This is a genomic window from Streptomyces sp. NPDC102406 (assembly GCF_044765725.1).
Taxonomy (GTDB): Bacteria; Actinomycetota; Actinomycetes; order Streptomycetales; family Streptomycetaceae; genus Streptomyces.
Window position 1 is genome coordinate 118713 of record NZ_JBIWKP010000012.1, and the last position, 20491, is coordinate 139203.

General features: G+C 72.4%; 16 protein-coding genes. 2 read left to right on the plus strand and 14 right to left on the minus strand.

What is annotated here, in order from left to right; genetic code table 11:
• Positions 1–46 precede the first annotated feature (46 nt).
• Positions 47–1087: a lytic polysaccharide monooxygenase gene (locus ACIRF8_RS32915; RefSeq protein WP_404220936.1), complete on the plus strand. Its 1041-nt coding sequence runs from the start codon at positions 47–49 to the stop codon at positions 1085–1087.
• A gap of 83 nt (positions 1088–1170) precedes the next feature.
• On the opposite strand, the gene ACIRF8_RS32920 is transcribed toward ACIRF8_RS32915, so the two are convergent.
• From ACIRF8_RS32920 to ACIRF8_RS32930, 3 genes are all read right to left on the minus strand, one after another.
• Positions 1171–2034 carry an esterase/lipase family protein gene (locus ACIRF8_RS32920; RefSeq protein ID WP_404220939.1) on the minus strand — a complete coding sequence of 288 codons (864 nt, stop codon included), beginning with the start codon at positions 2032–2034 and terminating at the stop codon, positions 1171–1173.
• A gap of 157 nt (positions 2035–2191) precedes the next feature.
• The gene (locus tag ACIRF8_RS32925) at positions 2192–3190 is read right to left on the minus strand and encodes a DNA polymerase thumb domain-containing protein (RefSeq protein WP_404220942.1); all 999 of its coding nucleotides are present in this window, start codon (positions 3188–3190) and stop codon (positions 2192–2194) included.
• On the minus strand, positions 3187–6663 hold the full coding sequence (locus tag ACIRF8_RS32930) for a DNA polymerase III subunit alpha (protein ID WP_404220944.1): 3477 nt from the start codon (positions 6661–6663) through the stop codon (positions 3187–3189). The genes ACIRF8_RS32925 and ACIRF8_RS32930 overlap by 4 nt, the downstream gene beginning before the upstream one ends.
• Positions 6664–6798: 135 nt before the next feature.
• On the opposite strand from ACIRF8_RS32930, the gene ACIRF8_RS32935 reads away from it, so the two are divergent.
• On the plus strand, positions 6799–7863 hold the full coding sequence (locus ACIRF8_RS32935; RefSeq protein WP_404220946.1) for a DUF3533 domain-containing protein: 1065 nt from the start codon (positions 6799–6801) through the stop codon (positions 7861–7863).
• A 63-nt stretch (positions 7864–7926) separates the two neighbouring features.
• Here the strand turns inward: ACIRF8_RS32935 and ACIRF8_RS32940 are convergent, their stop codons facing one another.
• The 11 genes from ACIRF8_RS32940 to ACIRF8_RS32990 form a co-directional block, all read right to left on the minus strand.
• Positions 7927–9009 carry a S1 family peptidase gene (locus ACIRF8_RS32940; protein WP_404220948.1) on the minus strand — a complete coding sequence of 361 codons (1083 nt, stop codon included), beginning with the start codon at positions 9007–9009 and terminating at the stop codon, positions 7927–7929.
• A gap of 268 nt (positions 9010–9277) precedes the next feature.
• Complete coding sequence (locus tag ACIRF8_RS32945; protein WP_404220950.1) at positions 9278–10135, minus strand: slipin family protein; 858 nt, start codon at positions 10133–10135, stop codon at positions 9278–9280.
• A 185-nt stretch (positions 10136–10320) separates the two neighbouring features.
• Positions 10321–11223: a S1 family peptidase gene (locus tag ACIRF8_RS32950; RefSeq protein ID WP_404220952.1), complete on the minus strand. Its 903-nt coding sequence runs from the start codon at positions 11221–11223 to the stop codon at positions 10321–10323.
• A gap of 196 nt (positions 11224–11419) precedes the next feature.
• A complete protein-coding gene (locus ACIRF8_RS32955; RefSeq protein ID WP_404220954.1) occupies positions 11420–12205 on the minus strand; it encodes a DUF1684 domain-containing protein in 786 nt (261 codons plus the stop codon).
• Complete coding sequence (locus ACIRF8_RS32960) at positions 12202–13515, minus strand: LLM class flavin-dependent oxidoreductase (protein ID WP_404220956.1); 1314 nt, start codon at positions 13513–13515, stop codon at positions 12202–12204. The genes ACIRF8_RS32955 and ACIRF8_RS32960 overlap by 4 nt, the downstream gene beginning before the upstream one ends.
• Entirely contained in the window at positions 13512–14594 is a 1083-nt protein-coding gene (locus tag ACIRF8_RS32965) for an LLM class flavin-dependent oxidoreductase (RefSeq protein ID WP_404220958.1), read from the minus strand. The genes ACIRF8_RS32960 and ACIRF8_RS32965 overlap by 4 nt, the downstream gene beginning before the upstream one ends.
• A gap of 51 nt (positions 14595–14645) precedes the next feature.
• On the minus strand, positions 14646–15617 hold the full coding sequence (locus ACIRF8_RS32970; protein WP_404220960.1) for an ABC transporter substrate-binding protein: 972 nt from the start codon (positions 15615–15617) through the stop codon (positions 14646–14648).
• A gap of 59 nt (positions 15618–15676) precedes the next feature.
• Positions 15677–16444, minus strand: a complete 768-nt coding sequence (locus ACIRF8_RS32975; RefSeq protein WP_404220962.1) for an amino acid ABC transporter ATP-binding protein — start codon at positions 16442–16444, stop codon at positions 15677–15679.
• Positions 16441–17352: an amino acid ABC transporter permease gene (locus tag ACIRF8_RS32980; protein ID WP_404220964.1), complete on the minus strand. Its 912-nt coding sequence runs from the start codon at positions 17350–17352 to the stop codon at positions 16441–16443. The genes ACIRF8_RS32975 and ACIRF8_RS32980 overlap by 4 nt, the downstream gene beginning before the upstream one ends.
• 53 nt (positions 17353–17405) lie before the next feature.
• Entirely contained in the window at positions 17406–19196 is a 1791-nt protein-coding gene (locus ACIRF8_RS32985; RefSeq protein WP_404220966.1) for an FAD/NAD(P)-binding protein, read from the minus strand.
• On the minus strand, positions 19193–20050 hold the full coding sequence (locus ACIRF8_RS32990; protein WP_404220968.1) for an amino acid ABC transporter permease: 858 nt from the start codon (positions 20048–20050) through the stop codon (positions 19193–19195). Before ACIRF8_RS32990 ends, ACIRF8_RS32985 begins: the two co-directional genes overlap by 4 nt.
• Positions 20051–20491: the final 441 nt, after the last annotated feature.

Consider the following 20491-nt stretch of genomic DNA (forward strand, 5'->3'; position numbering starts at 1 on the left):
ACTTCGCTGCCACGCACCCCCGTTCACGAACATCCCTGGAGCACCCATGCCCGCAGCAGCCCGCACCCGTAAGGTCGCCGCTCTCACCGCCGCCGGTCTCGCCCCGCTCGCCCTGACCGCCCTGTCCGCCACGCCCGCGGCGGCGCACGGAACGCTCGGTGACCCGGTCAGCCGGGTCGCGGCCTGCTATGCCGAGGGTGCCGAGAACCCCACGTCGGCGGCGTGCAAGGCGGCGGTCGCCGCGGGCGGTCCGCAGGCCCTGTACGACTGGAACGGCATCCGGGACGGGGCGGCCGGCGGCAAGTCCCAGGAGCGGATCCCGGACGGCAAGCTGTGCTCGGCCAACGCCGAGGAGTTCAAGGGCATGGACCTGGCCCGCGCCGACTGGCCTGCGACGAAGGTCTCGGCGGGCTCGTACACCTTCAAGTACAAGGTGACCGCGCAGCACAAGGGCACCTTCACCCTGTACATGACGAAGCAGGGGTACGACCCGTCGAAGCCGCTGGCCTGGTCGGACCTGGACCTGGCGCACCCGGTCGCCACGAAGACGGACCCGACGGCCGAGGGCGGCTACTACACGTTCTCCGGCACGCTTCCCGAGCGTACGGGCCGCCAGCTCGTCTACGGCCTGTGGCAGCGCTCGGACAGCCCGGAGGCGTTCTACTCCTGCTCGGACGTGACGTACGGCGGCGACTCCGCCTCCTCGGGCCCGGCCCCGGCGGCGTCCGCGCCGTCCGCCCCGACCGACGAGCAGATCGCCGAGGACGCCGACAAGTCGACGATCGATCATGGCGGAATGGACATGGGCGACGACTCCACGGCGACACCTGAGGCGCAGGAGGCGCACGCGGCCCATGAGGCGCACGGGTCGGCGTCCCCGGCGCCGGGTGGCGGCTCGGACAAGGGCTCCGGTACGGGTGAGCAGCTTGCCGCGCAGGGTGGTGCGCAGGATCTCGCCGAGACGGGCGGCGACTCCACCACCCCGTACATCGCCATGGGCGGCGCGGCGACCCTGGCGATCGGCGCGGCGACCCTGTTCGCCTCGGTGCGTCGGCGCGCGGTGACGGGTGGCCGGCACGGCCGCTGACCCGCCCGCCGCCCTGGGGAGCGACCGCCGCCGCCCGTCCGCACCGCGGGCGGCGGCGGTGGTCAACCGCGTGCGTCTGTGCGTCAGTTGACGCAGTCGGTGGGACTGGCGTGCGCGGGATCCAGGGCGTTGGCGACCTCGTGGTACGCGACGAGGTCGACGGTGCCGATCGTCACGTGCTCGGAGAGGTCGACCGGACACAGGTCCTGCACCACGACGTTGCGCACGCCGGGCCCGTCGAGGAACTGGGTCCGGTAGGGGGTGACGACCTCGTCGTACCTGGTGGCGATGACGGTGTAGTGGACGCCTGGCACGGTGTCGCCGCCCGCGTTGAGCTTCTCGACGAAGTCCGACCCGGCGATCTGGTCGGCGAGGGCGGGCGTGGCGAGCGTCAGCAGCGGCTCGATGCCCGGGAAGTAGGGCAGCAGTTTCGTCAGCCCGCTGAGGGTCGTGCCGTGGTTGTCGGGGGCGATGCCGACGAGCGCGTTCACCTCGGCGGCGCCGCCGAGGAACTTCAGGTAGTAGCGCGGCATCATGCCGCCCTGCGAGTGGCCGACGAGGTCGACCTTGGTGACGCCGGTGGCGCCGCGCACCTTGTCGACGAAGGAGTCCAACTGCCGGGCGGAGGCCGCGATCGGCCCGAGCCCGTTGAAGAGGGGCACCCCCGGCAGTTGCCCGTAGTCCAGGGAGAAGACGCAGTAGCCGCGCTTGACCAGGTAGGGAGCGAGCACGAGCCAGTTGTCGACGGAGTTGCCGAACGTGCCGTGGACGAGGACGACGGGCCGCGGGTGCGTGGCCGACGGCTTGCAGGAGTAGTCGTTCCAGCCGCTGTGCGTGGCGGCGGGTGCCGCGTGGGCGGCGGCGGGGATCGCGGTGGCGGCGAAGAGGGTGGCGGCGACGGTGAGGGCGCGCATGGCCCGCCGCCATCTGTTTCCGGGCAGCAACATGAATCTCCTTGCGGCTCAAGGGAGTTGCAGGCGCTTGCCGTGCTCACGTCAAGTTACGCGCGAGTAGTGCGGCCGTGAAGTTACGCGTCGGCAAAAACTTCCCGGCAGGGTTGCGGACAAGCTCCCTGACGCCCTGTCACCAGACGGGCTGAGCACCTCACGCCGCAAGCGAGGCCGGCACGATCGCCCCGGGCCCGAATCTGGCCCTGGCGCGGTCGGCCACCGCCTCCAGGACCCGGGCCCGCTCGTCCACCGGGTCGAAGGTCAACTGCCGGGACGCCTCGCCGGCCGGTCCGAGTCCTTCCGCCCGCAGGGAGATCGCCCGCACCCGGGCCCGCTGCAAACCCAGCGCCTCGTACATCCGGTACGCGGTCGTGGCCAGGGCGGCCGAGTGGGCGGTCGGTTCGGCGAGCACCCGGCCGCGTACCGTCGAGGTCCGGTCGGCGTAGCGCACCGTCAGGGTCAGCGAGCGGCACACCTGTCCCTCGTCCCGCATCCGCGCGCCCACCTCGTCGGCCGCGGCGAGCAGGGCGCGGCGGTGCCGGTGGGGGTCCAACTCGTCTCGTACGAAGGCGCGTTCGGCCGCGAGGGAGCGGGCGGCGGCGTTCGGGGTGACCCGGGCGCGGTCGATGCCGTGCGCCTTGTCGTGCAGTTCGCGCCCGACCCGTGCCGTGGTGAGGCGTTGCAGGGTGGACAGCGGTGCGGCGGCGAGCCGGCCGACCGTGTCGAGCCCGTACTCGCACAGCGTCCGGGCGGTGGCGGCGCCGACGCCGGGGAGCGCGCCGACGGGCTGTCCGGCGAGGAAGGCGGTCACGTCCCCGACCACCTCGGTCACCCCGACACCGGCGTCGCCCGCCGCCATCCGCGCGGTCATCGGCCCGGGCCCGGCGCCGATCACGCACTCGACGCCGTGCAGGGCGACGGCCCGCACCCGGACGACGGACGCGATCTGCCGCGCGTCCCGCCCGAAGTACCGTACGGCGCCGCGCAGATCGACCAGCGCCGAGTCGGGCGGCAGCGCCTCGACGGCCGCGCTGAACTCGCCGAGCAGGGACAGCAGTCGGGGCAGCGCCGCCTCGTCCGCGGGCCGCAGCAGGAACCGTACGCACAGCACACCGGCCGCCTCCTCGTCATGGCCGCGCCTGACCGCACTCACCCCGCGCTCCCCTGGCTCCGGTGCCACAGCCTGCGCTTGCTGCCCGGCACTCCGTCACCGGCCGGTTTCAGGTCGGCCCACGGGTTCATCACGAACCCGTTGGAGAGCCGGATCCGCCGGTCGGTGCCGTCCGGGGCGGCCTCCCCCTCGGCGCCGTCCGCGCCGGGCGGCGGCGCGGCCATCCGCCGCGCGACCTCGTCGAGCCCCTTCTCCCGGTACACCTCCGTCAGCTCCGCCAGGTTCCAGGCCGCTTCGCCCACCACGCTCAGGCTGCGCGGCCCGCGCCGCTGCACCGTGCCGCGCACGAGCAGCAGCCAGGAGTGGAAGACGGTGTGCGCGCACGCGGCGTGCGCGTCGTCGAAGAACGCCAGGTCCACCAGGCCGGTGCCGTCGTCGAGGGTGGTGAAGACGACCCGCTTCCCGGACCGGATCGGCGGGGTCTGGGTGGCCGCCTTGGCCCCGGCCACCAGCACGGTCCTGCCGTTGTCCGCGTCCCGCAGCCGCCGCGCGGAGAGGACCCCCAGCTCCCGCAGGAACTGTTCGTAGTCGCCCATGAGATGCCGCGACGCGTCCATTCCGAGCACGCCGAGCTCGGCGCTGATCCGTTCCGCGTCGCCGAGGTCGGGCAGCCCCGCCGGGGCCGTGCGCCGGCCGCCGGTCAGCGGTAGCTGCTCGCCGCTCGCTCCCCGCCCGGAGCGCTGGAGCTCCGCCAGATGCAGTTGCAGATCGCGGCGGTTGGCGCCGAAGGCGTCGAGCGCGCCGACCTGGGCGAGCCGGGTGGCGAGCGGGCGGCTCGGCCGGGCCCGCTCCCAGAAGTCGAGCAGCGAGGCGTAGGGCTGCCCCTCCTCGATCCGGGCGGCCTCCGCCTCGCTGATGCCGTACACGTCGGAGAGGGCGAGGCGGACCCCCCATGTCTCGCGGGTCCGCCCGGAGGCGCCGTCGGAACCGTTCGAATCAGACACCAGTTCGATACGGTGAGCGACCGCGGACCTGTTCACGTCCAGCGGCAGCACCGGCACCCCCCGCCGCCGCGCGTCGGCGAGCAGCAGCCGCTTCGGGTACATCCCGGGGTCGTGCGTGAGCAGCCCCGCGTAGAACGCCGCCGGGTGGTGGGCCTTCAGCCACGCCGACTGGTAGGTGGGGACGGCGAAGGCCACGGCGTGCGCCTTGCAGAACCCGTACGAGCCGAACGCCTCCACGATCTCCCAGGTCCGCGCGATGGAGTCGGCGTCGTAGCCGCGCACCGCCGCGGCCTGCGCGAACCAGAACCGGACACGCCCCTGCGACTCGGGGTCGGAAAGACCGCGCCGCGCCCGGTCCGCCTCGTCCCGCCCGCAACCGGTCATGATGTCGATGATCTTGATGACCTGCTCGTGGAAGACGACGACGCCGTACGTCTCCTTGAGCGCGTCGGCCAGGTCGGGGTGCGGGTAGCGGGCGGGCGCCCGGCCGTGCCGCGCCTCGATGAACGGGCGCACCATGTCGGCGGAGACCGGCCCGGGGCGGAACAGCGAGATGTCCACGACCAGGTCGTGGAAGGTGGCGGGCTGCAACCGTCCGACCAGGTCCCGCTGGCCCGGCGACTCGATCTGGAAGCACCCGAGCGTCTCGGTGGACTGGATGAGCCGGTACGTCGCCGGGTCCCCCTGCGGCACCGCGTCGAGGTCCACGGACGTGCCGGTGGCCCGTTCGATCTCGCCCGCGGCGTGCGCCAGCGCCGACTGCATCCGCACCCCGAGCACATCCAGCTTGAGCAGCCCGAGATCCTCCACGTCCTCCTTGTCGAACTGGGACATGGGCAGGCCCTCGCCGCTGGTCGGCACCACCGGGGTGCGGGCGAGCAGGGAGGCGTCGGAGAGCAGCACCCCGCACGGGTGCATGGCGACGCCGCGGGGCAGCGCGTCGAGCGCCTCGACCAGCTCCCACATCCGTTCCCTGTCGCCGAACTCCCCCGCGATCTCCTTGAGTTCGGGCAGTTCCGCCATGGCCGTGCGGGCGTCGCGGGCCCGCACGTGCGGGAACGCCTTGGCGATGCGGTCGACGTCGGCGGGGTCCATGGACAGGGCCGCGCCGACGTCCCGTATCGCATGTCGCACCCGGTACGTCTCCGGCATGGCGACGGTGGTGACGCGCTCGGCGCCGAACCGGTCGAGGATCGCGCGGTAGACCTCCAGGCGGCGCGCGGACTCCACGTCGATGTCGATGTCGGGCAGGACATAGCGCCGCTTGGACAGGAAGCGCTCCATGAGCAGGCCGTGTTCGAGGGGGTCGGCCTGGGCGATGCCGAGCAGGTGGTTGACCAGCGACCCGGCGCCCGAGCCGCGCGCCGCGACCCGGATGCCCATGCCCCTTATGTCGTCCACGACCTGAGCCACCGTCAGGAAGTAGCTGGCGAAGTCGTGGTGCGCGATGATGTCCAGCTCGCGGTGGAGCCGCTCCCAGTAGGTGCGGTCGTCCGCGTGGCCGAGGCGGACCATGCCGGCCGTCGCGCGCGAGGCGAGGACGCGCTGCGCGGTGCGCCGCCCGGCGCCCACGAGGTGCGGTTCGGGGAAGCGTACGGAGCCGATCCCGAGATCGTCCTCGGGGTCGACGAGGCAGGCGGCGGCCGTGTCCCGGGTCTGTTCGAGCAGCCGGTGGGCGGTGCTCCGGTGGAAACCGGCGGCCTCCACGATCCGCTCGGCCTCGCGCAGCATGGCGTCGGCGCCCTTCAGCCACCGTTCGCCGCTGTCGAGCCCCTTGGCCGGGTCGACGGGCACGAGACGGCGCGCGGCGTCCAGGACGTCGGCGACGGGACCCGCGCCCGGGTCCGCGTACCGGACGTCGTTGCTGAGGACGGGGCGCACCCCCTGCTCGGCGGCGAAGCCGACGGTACGGGCGGCGAGGCGCAGGGAGCCGGGCCCGGTCCCCTTCCTGCCGTGATGGACGGCTTCGAGGCGCAGGGCGTCACCGTAGACCTCGCGCCAGGGGGCGAGCAGGACGGCCGCCTTGTCGGGGCGGCCCGCGGCGAGCGCGCGGCCCACGTCGGAGGCGGGCCCGAGCAGCACGGTGAGGCCGTCACCGTGGTTCTCCTCCCAGGGAAGGCGAGGGTCCTGGGCACCCTCGGCGTGCGCGGCGGTGATCATGCGGCACAGGTCGGCCCAGCCGCGGGCGCCGTCCCGGGCGAGAAAGGTGACCCGGGGCGTCGACTCGTCGATGAAGGCGCCGCCGCGCACGGGCGCCCTGCGCCGGTCACCGCGCACGGGGGTGCCCACCGCGAGCTCGGCGCCGAACAGCGGTCGTACCCCGTGCTTCGCGCACGCCTTGGCGAACCGGACGGCACCGGCGACGGTGTCCCGGTCGGTGAGGGCGACGGCGTCCATGCCCCGCTCGGCGGCGCGCTCGGCCAGCCGCTCGGGGTGGGAGGCGCCGTAGCGCACGGAGTACCCGGACACGGTGTGCAGATGCGTGAAGTCCACCGCACGCACCTCCAGCACACTCGGGCCAATCGGATCTCACCTCCCCCACCTCCACCATAGACCAACTTTCGAACGCGTGTACGAGCTGGTCGCGGGGCACTCGTTCGGCTCACCCCGCCTGCGGGACGAGGGTCCACGGCGGAGCGTGGGGGAATGAGGTTCGCCGATGAGTTCAAGAACGCCGTCACCCCCCGGGCCACGCTGCTCGTCATCGGCGTTCTCGCCCTCCAGCTCCTGTTCATCGCCTCCTACGTGGGGGCGCTGCACGATCCGAAACCCAAGGACGTGCCGTTCGGCGTCGTCGCCCCGGCACCCGCCGCCGCCCAGCAGACCGAGCAGCGGCTGGCGAAGCTGCCGGGCTCGCCGCTGGACCCGCGGGTGGTCCCCGACGAGAGGAGCGCGCGGCGGCAGATCATGGACAGGGAGATCGACGGCGCCCTGGTCGTCGACGCGCGGGGCCGCACCGACACCCTGCTCGTCGCGTCCGGCGGCGGCACCGTGCTGGCCAGCACGCTGGAGAAGCTCGCCACCAAGGTCGACGGGGCGGAGCAGCGGAAGGTGCGGGCCGTCGACGTGGCGCCCGCCTCCCCCCACGACTTCGACGGGCTCTCCGCCTTCTACCTCGTCGTCGGCTGGTGCGTGGGCGGCTATCTGTGCGCCTCGATCATGTCGATCAGCGCCGGGTCCCGGCCCACGAGTCCGCAGCGCGCGGCGATCCGGCTCGGCGCGATGGCGCTCGTGGCGATCGTCGGCGGCATCGGCGGCTCGCTCATCATCGGCGACTCGATCCTCGGCGCGCTGCCCGGCTCCTTCTGGGGCCTGGCCGGGCTCGGCGCGCTGGTCACCTTCGCGGTCGGCGCGATCACGCTCGCCCTGGAGGAGCTGACCGGCATCGTCGGCATCGGCCTGGCCGTGCTGCTGATCGTCGTCGCGGGCAACCCGAGCGCGGGCGGCGCGTTCCCGCTGCCGATGCTGCCACCGTTCTGGCGGGCGATCGGGCCCTGGCTGCCGCCCGGCGCGGGCACCTGGGCGGCGCGCTCCATCGCGTACTTCAAGGGCAACGACGTCACGCAGTCGCTGCTGGTCCTGTCGGCGTGGGCGGTGGTCGGTGTCGTGGTGACGCTGCTCGTGTCGGTCCTGCGCGAGCGGAGGCGGGGCGGCGGCGCGCGGACCGGGGGCGCGGAGGGTGGCTCGACGCACGTGGGTGTGGCCTCGTAGGCCGCCCGCACCGGACGGAGCCCGCCCCCGTGGTCGTGGGGGCGGGCTCCGGTGCCGTGGTGCTCAGCCGATCTGCGCGCCGAAGGTGGCCAGCGCTTCCGTCACCGGCTGGAAGAACGTCTCGCCGCCGGACGTGCAGTCGCCGCTGCCGCCCGAGGTGAGGCCGATCGCCGTGTCGCCGGAGAAGAGGGAACCGCCGCTGTCGCCCGGCTCGGCGCAGACGTCGGTCTGGATGAGACCGTTGACGATGTCCCCGTTGCCGTAGTTCACGGTGGCGTCCAGGCCGGTCACCGTGCCGTCGTGGACCTGGGTGGTGGAGCCCGAGCGGGTCACCCGCTGGCCGACGGTCGCGTCGCCGGCCTTGGTGATCTGCTGCGCGGAGCCGTTGTAGAGGTCGACCTCGCTGGGGTGCGGCACGTCCGCGGTGTACTTCACGAGGCCGAAGTCGTTGTCCGGGAAGCTGGACCGCTCGTTCGTGCCGATCTCTTGGCCGCTGGGGTCGGACCAGGTGGAGATCGCCTCGGTGCAGTGGCCCGCCGTGATGAAGTACGGCTGACCGTCCTTGACCACGTTGAAGCCGAGGGAGCAGCGGCCACCGCCGCCCGTGATGGCGTCGCCGCCCGCCACGAAGGGTTTGAACTCGCCCTGGGTGCGCCGCAGTTCGGCCTTCTTGCCGAGCCGGTCGACGACCTTGCTGAGCTTGTCCCAGGCCGCGCCGTCGACCGTGCGGTCGGCGGTGACGACGACCTTGTTGGTGGTGGGGTCGGTGGCCCAGGAGGTGCCCGGGACGGTGGCGTCGTCCTTCAGGGTGGTGCGGGCGCTCCTGAGGGCGGCGAGCGAGTTCTCCACGACTCTGGCCTCGGCGCCGGCGGCCCGGACGGCCTGCGCGGCGTCCTGGTTCAGCACGTTGACGACGAGGTGCCCGGCCTCGGCGTCGTAGTAGCTGCCCGCCGAGTCCGCTCCGAGATCCTTCGTCAGGGTCGAGGCGAGATTTCCGGCCTTCGCGACGGAGAGCGTCCGGGGCGTGCTGTCCGGAGTCTCGGTGCTGGCGTTCGCAGTCTGGAAGGTGATGCCCGCGGCGACCAGTGCGGCGATGCCCGCTCCGGCCACGGCGACGCGCCGCTTGGGTATGCGTCGGTGCTTCAACTCAACGCCTCCTGTGGGGGGTTCAGGACCGGGCCCGATGTGGGGGTGGGCCGGTTCCGTGAGGCTGACGCGCCCACTATCCCGAGCGCCGCACGGAGCACACAAGGTCGACTTCAGGACGCGCGTACGGGAACGGCCGTGCGCCGTCCGCCTCTCGCGCGCCCCTGCCCCTCGCACGTCGGTCCCCATTGCAAACACCCTGCGCACGGGGTGGTCGACGAAGGGTGAGGGCGGGTCGTGTCCGGAAATCGCCGGTGCGGCGGCGACCCTACGGCGCGTGTCCGTCGGGCTCGTCATCGGCGGGGGGCCGCGGGACCGCCTCCGTCAGTTGCTGGACGGCGGCCTGCGCGGCGCGGCCCGCGTCACCGGGGGTGGCCCGTTCCAGGAACCGCAGCAACTCCACGGGGAACGGCAGGACCAGCGTCGAGTTCTTCTCGGCGGCGACCGCCACCACGGTCTGGAGCAGCCGGAGTTGGAGCGCGGCGGGCTGGTCGGACATCACCCCGGCCGCCTCGGCGAGCTTCTTCGACGCCTGGAGCTCCGCGTCGGCGTTGATGACACGGGCCCGCCGCTCCCGGTCCGCCTCGGCCTGCCGGGCCATCGACCGCTTCATGGTCTCCGGCAGCGACACGTCCTTGATCTCGACCCGGTCGATCTGCACGCCCCACCCGATGGCCGGGCTGTCGATCATCAGCTCCAGGCCCTGGTTGAGCTTTTCGCGGTTGGAGAGCAGATCGTCGAGGTCGCTCTTGCCGATGATGGAGCGCAGCGAGGTCTGTGCCATCTGCGAGACGGCGAAGCGGTAGTCCTCCACCTGCACCACGGCCTCGGCCGCGTCGACCACCTTGAAGTAGATGACGGCGTCCACCCGCACCGTGACGTTGTCCCGCGTGATGCCGTCCTGCGCGGGCACGGGCATCGTCACGATCTGCATGTTGACCTTGCGGAGCTTGTCCACGAACGGCACGATCATCGTGAACCCGGGCCCGCGCACGGACGACTTCAACTTGCCGAGGCGGAACACCACCCCGCGCTCGTACTGTCTGACGACCCGCGCCGCCGACATCCCGTAGACCGCTCCGGCGCAGACGACGGCCACCCCCGCCGCCACCAGTTCCTCGACCATCTCGACGGCCCCCCAGGGTCCGAAGCGGGCGGAACAGGACTCTGCTTCGACGGTAACCCCGCGGGCCGCGCAACGGGAGGGCCGCGGGACGACGAGAAGCCCCCGCCGGGCCGGATCGGCCGGACGGGGGCTCCCGCTGCTGGCTGCGGTGCGAGGTCGCCGTGAGGTCCTCACGGGCGGCGGGGTCAGAACACGTGCACCCCGTACGCGCTGAGCGCCTCGGTGACCGGCTGGAAGAACGTGGTGCCGCCGGACGAGCAGTTGCCGCTGCCGCCGGAGGTCAGGCCGTAGGCGGTGGTGCCGCCGTACAGCGGGCCGCCGGAGTCGCCGGGCTCCGCGCAGACCGTGGTCTGGATGAGTCCGGAGACGACGTCGCCGCCGCCGTAGTTGACGGTGGCGTTCAGGGCGGTGACCCGGCCGCTGTGGATGCCGGTGGTGGAACCGCGCCGGGTGACCGTGGTGCCCACGGACGGCGTGGCCGCACGCGTGATGTCCTGGCTGCCGACGGTGCCGGAGGGGGTCACCGAGCCGGTGTACCGGATGAGACCGTAGTCGTTGCCCGGGAAGCTGGAGCCCGCGGTGGAGCCCAGGACCGTCGAGTGCCCCGAGTTGGTCCACCAGGTGCCCGCGCCGTCGGTGCAGTGGCCGGCCGTCAGGGCGTAGTAGGCGCCGCTGCTGTTCTGGACGTTGAAGCCGAGCGAGCAGCGCCAGCTACTCGCATAGATGGCGTCGCCGCCGGATATCAGCTTCTTGAAGGTGCCGGGCGTGTGCTTGATCTTGAGCGCTCCCGCGGTGGCCCCTGCCTCCTTCTTGATCCGGGCGATCTCGGCCTGCGAGACCGTCTCGTCCACGGTCACGACGACCTGCTTGGTCTTGCTGTCGACCGCCCACGCCGTACCGGCGATGTCGGCGCCGCGCACCGCGTCACTGGTCTGCGTGAGTTCGGCGGTGCTGAAGGCCTGGGGTGCTTCGGCCGCGTGAGCCGAGGGTGCGGCGAAGGCGGCCGCGGCGAGGAAGCCGGTACCCGCGGCGATCAGCCGGGTCCGTCTTGCCGTGCCACTGCGAGGGGTGGTGCGCTTGATCCTCACTGGTCGTTCCTCCCGAGGGGAAGTCGGGGGCCCGCGTGGGGTCGGGGGCCCGTGAGGCGCAGCCAGGGGATCGGATGCCCGGATTCCGAACACGCCGTGCCCCTGACAAGCGCTGTGGGGAGTATTCGGGGAGTCAACTACCCCGCACAAGGGCGCCTTTCGGCCTTCGGAGGGTCAGGCTCCGGACGCCCCGCGTTCACCCGGGCCCGGTGGCCGTCAGGTTCTTCTCCCCCGCCTCGACGCGGAAGGAGAGGGTGTTGCCCGGGGGCGGGAAGGGGCAGAGGAAGTGGTCGCTGAACGCGCAGTTGGGGAGCACCGCGCGGTTGAGGTCGACGGTGGTCCTGCCCTGCTCGTCGGGCGCCTGCGCGTACAGGAAGCGGAACCGGTACGTGTCGTCGCCGCCGGTGGCGTCGGCGAACACGGCCCACAGCCGGCCGTCGCCCAACCGCGCCGCCTTCAGCGTGTGCTCCTGCCCGTCGAACGTGAAGGACAGCTCGCCCGCGAGGCCGAACCCGCGCTCCTTTCCGTCGGCGTTCTCGACGCGGACCTCGCGCGCGGCCTCGTACGGAGCGAAGCTGCCCTCGACCGACCAGCGCGGATCGTGGGGGTTGAGGTCGATGCCCCGGAAGGCGGCGCGGGTGGGCGCGGCCGGGTCGAAGTCCCGTACGGCCCACAGCCCTTCGCGGACCAGGGCGACGAGCCGCCGCTCGCCGAGCGTCACGGTGGTGTCGGCGACGAGCCGGGTCTCCCCGTCGACCGGCCGCCCGTCCACGGTGAACCCCTCGGCCGCGCGCGCGGTGAGGACGAGCGCGTCGCCGTCCGGCCGCCAGTGCCCGGGGATGGCCGGAAGTAGGCCCTCCGGATGGTCGTCGAGCCAGTGGGTGCCGACGAGGGCGAGCGGCCCGTGGGGCGCGGCGACGGTGGCGATCCGCTCCTCGTGCCACTGCTTCCAGAGGTCGGCGGCGTCGGTGCTGGTGGTCATACGGCGGTCCTTTCGTGGTGCGGTGCGGGGGCCCGCAGTCCCAGGTGCGAGCGGAGCGTGGTGCCTTCGTACGCGGTGCGGAACGCGCCCCGTTCCTGGAGCAGCGGCACGACCCGGTCGACGAACTCGTCGAGGCCGCCGGGGGTCAGATGCGGTACGAGGACGAACCCGTCGGCGGCGCCGCCCCGCACGAAGGCGTCGAGGTCGGCGGCGACCGCGTCGGGGGTCCCGATGAACGACTGCCGGCTGCTCGTCTCGATGACGGTCTGCCGGATGGACAGCCCCTTGGCGTGGGACAGGGCGCGCCACTTCTCGGCCAGGGCGAGCACGTCGCCGCGGTGGGTACGCCCCTGGGACAGGCCGGAGTCGACGACGGGGTCGATGTCGGGCAGCGGGCCGTCCGGGTCGTAGGAGGACAGGTCGACGCCCCAGACCTGTTCCAGGGCGAGGATCGCGTTCTGCGGGGAGATCTGCTGCCGGCGGATCTCGGCCGCCTTCTCCTGCGCCTCGGCGGCGGTGTCGCCGAGCACGACCGAGACGCCGGGCATGATCTTCAGGTCGTCGGCCTCGCGCCCGTACGCGGCGAGCCGCGCCTTCACATCTGCGGAGAAGGCCCGCCCGGCCTCCAGGGTGCCGTGCCGGGTGAAGACGACGTCGGCGGCGGACGCGGCGAACTCGCGGCCCTCGGCGGAGTCCCCCGCCTGGATGACGACGGGGTGGCCCTGGGGCGGGCGCGGGACGGTGGAGTCCCCCTCGACGGTGAAGTGCCGTCCCTCGTACCGGAACGGGCGCCCGGTGCCCGCGTCCCACACCTCCCGCGCCACGTCCACGAACTCGGCGGCGCGGTGGTAGCGGTCCGCGCGGTCGAGGTAGCCGCCGCGGCGGAAGTTCTCGCCGGTGAAGGCGTCGGAGGAGGTCACCACGTTCCAGGCGGCCCGCCCGCCGCTGAGGTGGTCAAGGGAGGCGAAGCGGCGGGCGGTCTCGTAGGGCTCGTTGAAGGTGGCGTTGACGGTGGCGGCCAGCCCCAGGCGGTCGGTGACGGCGGTGAGCGCGCCCAGGACGGTCAGGGACTCGGGCCGTCCGACCACGTCCAGGTCGTGGATGCGGCCCTTGTGCTCGCGCAGCCGCAGCCCCTCGGCGAGGAAGAAGAAGTCGAAGAGGCCGCGTTCGGCGGTGCGGGCGAGGTGCTCGAAGGAGGTGAAGTCGATCTGCGACCTCGACCGGGGGTCGGTCCAGACGGTGGTGCTGTTGACGCCGGGGAAGTGGGCGGCGAGGTGCATCCGCTTGCGCGCGGGGCGCGTCGCCGTCATGAGGGTTTCCCCGCGAGGGCCGCGTACCGGTTGACGGGCCGGGCGAGGCCCAGGTGCTCCCTGAGCGTGCTGCCCGGGTAGAAGGTGCGGAACAGGGCGCGGTGCTGGAGCAGCGGCACGACCCCGTTGACCAGGCGCTCCAGGTCGCGGAGCGGGTCGAGCGGCGTCAGGTGGAAGCCGTCGGCGGCGCCCGCGCGATGCCAGTCGGTGATGAGGTCGGCGAGGTCGACGGGCCCGCCCCGGTACAGGGCGCCGCCGTCCTCGGCGGGCAGCGGGCCGCCGCCGTGGCCGGGCCGGGCGGCGCACTCGCCGGCGCCCAGGTCGATGCGCAGGGCGGCGAGGACGCGCAGCGCGTCGGGGTCGCGCCCGTGCTCGGCGGCGCGTCGGCGTAATCCGCCGCGCACCGCGGCGAGTTGGGCGGGCTCGGCCCCACCGACGAGGGCGACGTCGGCGTGCCGGGCGGCGATGTCGTACGCGTACGGCTGGGTGGCGTCGACCACGACGACCGGGTGGCCCTGGGGCGGGCGCGGCACGATGGAGGGGCCGCGCACGGAGAACGTACGCCCTGCGAAGTCGACGTGGTGCAGCTTGTCCCGGTCGATGAACCGGCCGGTGGCGGTGTCCCTGATCTCGGCGCCGTCCTCCCAACTGTCCCACAACCGCCGTGCCGCGTCGATGACGTCACCGGCCTCGTGCCACAGGTCGGCGGGCGCGGCGGCGGCCCTGCGCCCGACGAGCCGTGCCGCGGCCTCGCCGGTCGAGACGTCGGCCCGCCACCCGGCCCGGCCGCGGCTCACCCAGTCGAGCGTGGCGACGGCGGCCTGCACGTGGAAGGGCTCGGTGTGGGTGGTGGTGACGGTCGGTACCAGCCCGAGGCGCGAGGTGCGCGGGGCGATCCCGGACAGCACGGCGAGACTGTCGGGTCCGGCCGTGGTGAAGCTGTCGTGGAGCGTGACGAAGTCGAGGGCGCCGTGTTCGGCGAGCCGGGCGAGCTGGAGGTAGGGCTCGGCCTCGTAGGTTCCTGGCAGGTCGAGAGCCGCGGCGAGATGCAGCGGTCCCCGGCCCGGTGGGCTGGTCATGGGTGGCGGACCTTTCGGCTGGACAAGGTGGGTGGGGTGGGGCGCCTCTGGTTACGGCTTGGGCAGGCCCTCGGGGTTGATCTCGGACTTCGTGACGGCCTCGCTCGACAGACCCCACCGCTTCAGCACGCGGGCGTACGACCCGTCCTCGATCACGTGGTTCAGGGCGGCGGCGTACGCGTCGACGAGCCCGCTGCCCTTCTTCGTGGTCGCCGCGATCTTGCCCTGTACGAGGTCGCCGCCGCCCGAGATGGTGCCGATGATCTGGGACTGCCCGGCCGAGGCCACGTGATAGGCGGAGGAGGGACTCGGGCCGAGATAGGCGTCGATGCGGCCCGACTGGAGCGCCAGGTAGTAGTCCGTGTCCTTCTGGAAGTACTTGATGGTGACGGGCTTCAGACCGGCCTTCTCGTCCTGCTTGCTCCAGTCGACGAGGATCTTCTCCTGGTTGGTGCCGGAGGAGACGGCGATGGTCTTGCCCGCGACGTCCTTCGGCCCCTTGACCCGCCAGCTCGTCCCCTTCTTCGCCTCGAAGGCGATGTTGTCGAGCCGGTACGTCGCGAAGTCGTACTTCTCCTTGCGCTCCTCGGTGACGGTCACGTTGGAGAAGACGGCGTCGAACTTCCCGCTGTCGAGGCCGACGAACAGGTTCTCCCAGCTCACCTGCTCCTGGTGGAGCTTGAGTCCGAGGGTGTCGGCGACGAGCGTGGCGATGTCGAGTTCGGAGCCGATCCGCGTCTTGTCGTCGGTGGCGAAGAAGCCCAGGGGCGGTGAGGCGTCGGCGCTGCCGCCGAGGCGCAGGGTGCCGCGCTCGCGGATCGCCTCGGGCACGAGGGCGGCGATCTTGTCGACCTTCTTGCCGCGGATGCGGTGCTGGTCGGGCCCGATGTTGATGCTGCCGACCTTCTTCGTGCCGCCGTTGCCGGTGGTCGTGGCGGCGTCGCTGTCACCTCCGCAGGCGGCGAGCAGGGGGGTGAGGGCGAGCGCGGCGACGGAGGCGGCGAGGGTGCGGCGGGACAGCATGGGCGTACTCCTGTGAGAGAGGGGCGGGAGAGGTGGGAGGGGTGACACGGGTGGGGGTGTCAGAGGACCTTGGACAGGAACGCCTTGGTGCGTTCCTCGCGTGGCGCGTCCAGTACGTCGCCGGGGGCGCCCTGTTCGACGATGCGGCCCTCGTCCATGAAGACGACGGTGTCGGCGACCTCGCGCGCGAAGCCGATCTCGTGGGTGACGACGATCATCGTGGTGCCCTGGTGCGCGAGGTCCTTGATGACGTCGAGGACCTCGCCGACCAGTTCCGGGTCGAGCGCGGACGTCGGCTCGTCGAACAGGAGCAGCTTCGGTTCCAGGGCGAGGGCGCGGGCGATGGCGACGCGCTGCTGCTGGCCGCCGGAGAGCTGGCGCGGGTACGCGGCGGCCTTGTCGCCGAGCCCGACCCGGTCGAGGAGTCGGCGGGCGCTCTCGACGGCCTGGGCGCGGGGTCGCCGGAGGGCGGCGACGGGTGCCTCGATGACGTTCTCCAGGACCGTCAGGTGCGGGAAGAGGTTGAAGTTCTGGAAGACGAAGCCGATGTGGGTGCGCTGCTTGAGGACCTCGCGTTCGCGCAGCTCGTAGAGCTTGTCGCCGGAGCGGCGGTAGCCGACGAGCGAGCCGTCGACGCTGATCCAGCCGCTGTCGACCTTCTCCAGGTGGTTGATGGTGCGCAGCAGCGTCGACTTGCCGGAGCCGGAGGGGCCGAGCACGACGGTGACCTCGCCGGCCCGCACCTCCAGGTCGATGCCGCGCAGTACTTCCAGGGAGCCGAAGCTCTTGTGGACGGCCTTGATGTCGACCATGGCAGGGGTGCTCATCGGGTCGTGCCTTTCGCGAAGTGGCGTTCCACGTAGTGCTGGAGTACGGAGAGCGCACTGGTCAGGAGGATGTACCAGGCGGTGGCGACCATGAGGAGGGGCACCACGCGGCCGTTGCGGCCATAGATGACCTGCACCTGGTAGAAGAGTTCGCCGATCGCCATGACGGAGACGATCGAGGTGCCCTTGAAGAGGGAGATGACCTCGTTGGCGGCGTTCGGCAGGATCGAGCGCATCGCCTGCGGCAGCACGATGCGGCGGATCTGCCGCAGGCGGGGGATGCCGAGGGCGGCGGCGGCCTCCAACTGGCCGCTGTCGACGGCGAGTACGCCACCGCGCACGATCTCCGCGGCGTACGCGGCCTGGTGCAGGGCGAGACCGAGGACGGCGGCGCTCATCGCGCCGACCAGGCCCATCGTGTCGAAGGAGAAGAAGCCCGGTCCGAAGGGGATGCCGAACTGCAACTCCTTGTACAGGTAGGCCAGGTTGAACCAGAACAGCAGTTGCACGATCAGCGGGATCGAGCGGAACGCCCAGATGTAGCCGAACGCCACCGTCTTCAGGAACCGGCTGCTCGACAGCCGCATGAAGGCGAGCACGATACCGAGGGCGAAGCCGAGCGCGGTGCCGTAGAAGGTGAGCTGGAGGGTCGTCCAGACGGCCTTGAGGATGACGTCCGCGGTGAAGAACTCCGCGAACACCTCCCATTCCCAGCCCGCGTTGGTGACCAGGCCGTGGCCGAACTGCGCGAGCAGCACGGCCGTCGCGGCGATGGCGACCCAGCGCCAGGGGTGGCGGACGGGGACGACCTTGAGCTGGGCGTAGTCGGTGGCGGGCGGCTCGGCCGTGACGGTGCCGCTCTTGTCGGTGGAGGGGGCGCTGAGGGGTGGATCGCTGGTCAGGGACATAGGGGTACCTCAAGTGGTGGCGGGTCCGGACGGGAGGCGGGGCGGGGCGGCGCTCAGGCCGCGACGGCGCGACAGGAGAGGTCGCGCAGAAAGGCGAGCACCGCGCGCGCGGTGGCGTCGTTCTGCCGGAACGAGGGGCTGTTCGTGCGCGGCCGGGTGAAGGCTCCGGCGCCGCGCGCGTTGGTGTGCGGGCCGAGCGCGAACCGGCGCGGGTGGGCGCTGCCGTCGCGGTGCAGGACGCGCCCGTCGTCGGGGTCCACGGCGAGCAGCCCCGCCGGGGTGGCGAGGGCCCCGTCCGCGTGCAGCTCGCGCAGGAGGCGGTCGCGGGTCCGGGCGAGCGTGGGCTGCGGGAGGCGGGCCTCGACCAGGGCGCGGGCCTCGACGACGGCGCCCGGCACGGTGGCGGAGGTGGCCCGGAACACCCCGTCCTCGGCGCTGACCCGCATGTCGGCGCCGACGAACCGCACGACGCCCGCGCGGGACAGCGCGAGCAGTTGGCGCAGCCGGGGCCCCGGCGGTCCCGAGGCGAGGTAGCTGAAGAGGCCGTGCCACCAGGTGCCGATGTCGCCGAGCCGTACGAGCTGCCCGTACACGGAGAGAAGCCCGAGGAAGACGGCCAGGTCGGGGCTGTGCGCGGGGTCGTGCCTGCGGTCCAGGTCGGCGGTGACGTACGCGCGCAGTCCCGCCTGGAGCTCCTCCTGTGAGGTGTACCGGACGCCGTCGAGGGGGTGGTCGAGTGCGGCGAGGTCGAGCCGGTCGGCCGGGTCGGGGACGGCGGTGGCGACGAGTGCGCGCAGGTCGGCGCCGAGCGGGGTGGCGACGGCGTACTTCTCCTCGAAGTCGGCCCAGGCCATGGTGGTGCGCTCGGGGTGCGCGGTGAACAGGCGGTGGTAGTGCGCGTAGCCGAGTTCCTTGTCGACGAGCGGCCACACGTCGGCGCGGAAGTCGAACCCGCCCTGCCTGGCGAGGAGTTCGTCGATCTGCTCCGGTCCGAGGAAGCGCGGCAGCGGTGGCCGCTCCCCCGCCGCCGCGTCCCAGTCGTAGCCGATCTTCGAGTGGTACGGCACGCCGCGCCGCGATCCGACGTGCAGCACGGGTTCGCGGCCGGAGGGGATGTAGCGGTCGCCCTCGTGGCGTCCGCCGCGCCCTTCGGTGAGGAGCACCATGAGGTCGACGAAGGCGAGCCCGAAGCCGCGGACGAGGACGTCCTGGCCGGGGGCGAGCGCGCTCAGGTCGGTGTCGGCGGTGAAGTCCGGCGGCAGGTGGACCAGGCCGTGCCGCTGGGCGTAGGCACGCAACCCGGCCTGCTCGGCGTCGAGTTCGGCGTCGAGGTGTCCCTGGGTGAGGATCACGACGTCGGCGAGCAGGGGGCGCGGACGGTCCTCGATCCACACCTGCTGCCGTCCGTCGCGCGGGCCGCTGACCCGCAGCGCGCGGCGCGGGTGGTGGTGGACGGCGACACCGTCGGGCAGGTCGGCGACGGCCTTCTCGTACACCCAGCGCAGATACTCGCCCTGGCTGCGCCGGTCGGCGAAGACGCGCCCGTCGATCCCGGCCCACTCGTGCAGGGCGGGGCCCGGCAGCACGGGTCCGTCGACCCGCACGGTGTCGTCGGTGAACATGGTGACGTCCTGGGCCTGCGAGTTCATCCACAACAGCGGCGACTGTTCGCGCCGCCAGATGCGGCCACCGCCCGGCGGGAACGGATCGACGAGATGCACGTCCAGCTCCAACGCCCCGGCGCTGTCGCGGGTGTTGGCCGCGATGCGTTCGAGGATGCCGGTGCCGCGCGGCCCGGCGCCGACGATCACCAGGGACCGCCGGCCGGCCCGTGCCGCCTTCATCGGGTCGTCCCGCGCGCGTAGTGCCGCTCGATGTAGTACTGGCCGACGCTGAGCAGCGAGGTGACGACGACGTACCAGAGGGTGGCGACGAGCAGGAGCGGGATGACCTGGTAGGTCCGGTGGTAGACGAGCTGCACGGAGTAGAGCAGGTCCTGCACGGCGATGACGCTGACGATGGACGTGCCCTTGAGGGTGCCGATCAGCATGTTCCCGGCCGGGGGCACGATGGAGCGCATGGCCTGCGGGAGCACGATCCGGCGCCAGCGCCGCAGGCGGCTGAGGCCGAGCGCCTGGGCGGCCTCGATCTGGCCGCGCTCGACGGAGAGGATGCCGCCGCGCACGACCTCGGCGGCGTACGCGGCCTCGTGCAGGGTGAGTCCGATGATGGCGACGGTGACGGGCCCGAACAGGTCGACGGTCTTCACGCCGAGGACCTTCGGGTACAGGGCGCCGATGTTGAACCAGAACAGGAGCTGCACCAGGATCGGCATGGACCTGAACAGCCAGACGTATCCCCAACTCACTGCGCGCAGCACGGGGTTGGCGGACAGGCGCATGACGGCCAGCAGGGTGCCGATGGCGAAGCCGAGCGCCATGACGAGCGCGGTCAGCCAGAGGGTGAGGCCGAGTCCGCGCAGGACGGACGCCGAGGTGAAGTACGCGCCGACCACGTCCCATTGGAAGGCGTCGTTGCGCAGGACCGAGTTGACGGCGAGGCCGAGCAGGACGAGGACGAGGGCCGCGGCGACCCACTGCCCGGCGCGGCGCTGCGGGACGACGCGCGGCACGGTGGTGGTGGCGGGTGGCGCCGGGGGCGGGACCTTGGTGAGGGTCTCCGGAGAAGCTGAGGACATGGGAAGGCTCCGTGGGGCTGGAATTCCAGCACGGTCTTGCCTTCACACCTGTTGTTCGCTGCCGAACCGGCACCGAAGCCCCTCAGCAGCGGTACCGCCCCCGAGAGTACGGGGCAGATCGCGCGCTCTGTCAAGGGTGTCCAGACTGTGAGCCGTTCGTCTCAAGTGAGTTGACGCGGAAACGGATGCCTGTTCCACTTGTGCCCATGCATCCGCAGCAGTGGCTGGTCACGCGCTCCCACATCGACTTCGGTCGAGTGTGGTCCGCGTCTTGTTGATGCCCTTCTGACGCCTTCTGCGCGCGTCACTCTGCTTCTCTCCGCGCGTCCCCGCGCTTCTTCTCCCTCTCTTTCCCACGCGTCCGGTACCCGCGGTTCCGCGTACCCGCCCGCGCCTTCACCCTGCTGCGCCCTCCCCTCGTCGCGTCGCTTTCCCCTGTCA

What these genes read in the sequence shown, in the direction of transcription:
- ACIRF8_RS32980 (WP_404220964.1), bottom strand. Translation starts at nt 17,352, where the DNA reads ATGTCCCTGACCAGCGATCCACCCCTCAGCGCCCCCTCCACCGACAAG.
- ACIRF8_RS32935 (WP_404220946.1), top strand. Translation starts at nt 6,799, where the DNA reads ATGAGGTTCGCCGATGAGTTCAAGAACGCCGTCACCCCCCGGGCCACG.
- ACIRF8_RS32985 (WP_404220966.1), bottom strand. Translation starts at nt 19,196, where the DNA reads ATGAAGGCGGCACGGGCCGGCCGGCGGTCCCTGGTGATCGTCGGCGCC.
- ACIRF8_RS32965 (WP_404220958.1), bottom strand. Translation starts at nt 14,594, where the DNA reads ATGACCAGCCCACCGGGCCGGGGACCGCTGCATCTCGCCGCGGCTCTC.
- ACIRF8_RS32920 (WP_404220939.1), bottom strand. Translation starts at nt 2,034, where the DNA reads ATGTTGCTGCCCGGAAACAGATGGCGGCGGGCCATGCGCGCCCTCACC.
- ACIRF8_RS32975 (WP_404220962.1), bottom strand. Translation starts at nt 16,444, where the DNA reads ATGAGCACCCCTGCCATGGTCGACATCAAGGCCGTCCACAAGAGCTTC.
- ACIRF8_RS32990 (WP_404220968.1), bottom strand. Translation starts at nt 20,050, where the DNA reads ATGTCCTCAGCTTCTCCGGAGACCCTCACCAAGGTCCCGCCCCCGGCG.
- ACIRF8_RS32955 (WP_404220954.1), bottom strand. Translation starts at nt 12,205, where the DNA reads ATGACCACCAGCACCGACGCCGCCGACCTCTGGAAGCAGTGGCACGAG.
- ACIRF8_RS32970 (WP_404220960.1), bottom strand. Translation starts at nt 15,617, where the DNA reads ATGCTGTCCCGCCGCACCCTCGCCGCCTCCGTCGCCGCGCTCGCCCTC.
- ACIRF8_RS32915 (WP_404220936.1), top strand. Translation starts at nt 47, where the DNA reads ATGCCCGCAGCAGCCCGCACCCGTAAGGTCGCCGCTCTCACCGCCGCC.
- ACIRF8_RS32960 (WP_404220956.1), bottom strand. Translation starts at nt 13,515, where the DNA reads ATGACGGCGACGCGCCCCGCGCGCAAGCGGATGCACCTCGCCGCCCAC.
- ACIRF8_RS32945 (WP_404220950.1), bottom strand. Translation starts at nt 10,135, where the DNA reads ATGGTCGAGGAACTGGTGGCGGCGGGGGTGGCCGTCGTCTGCGCCGGA.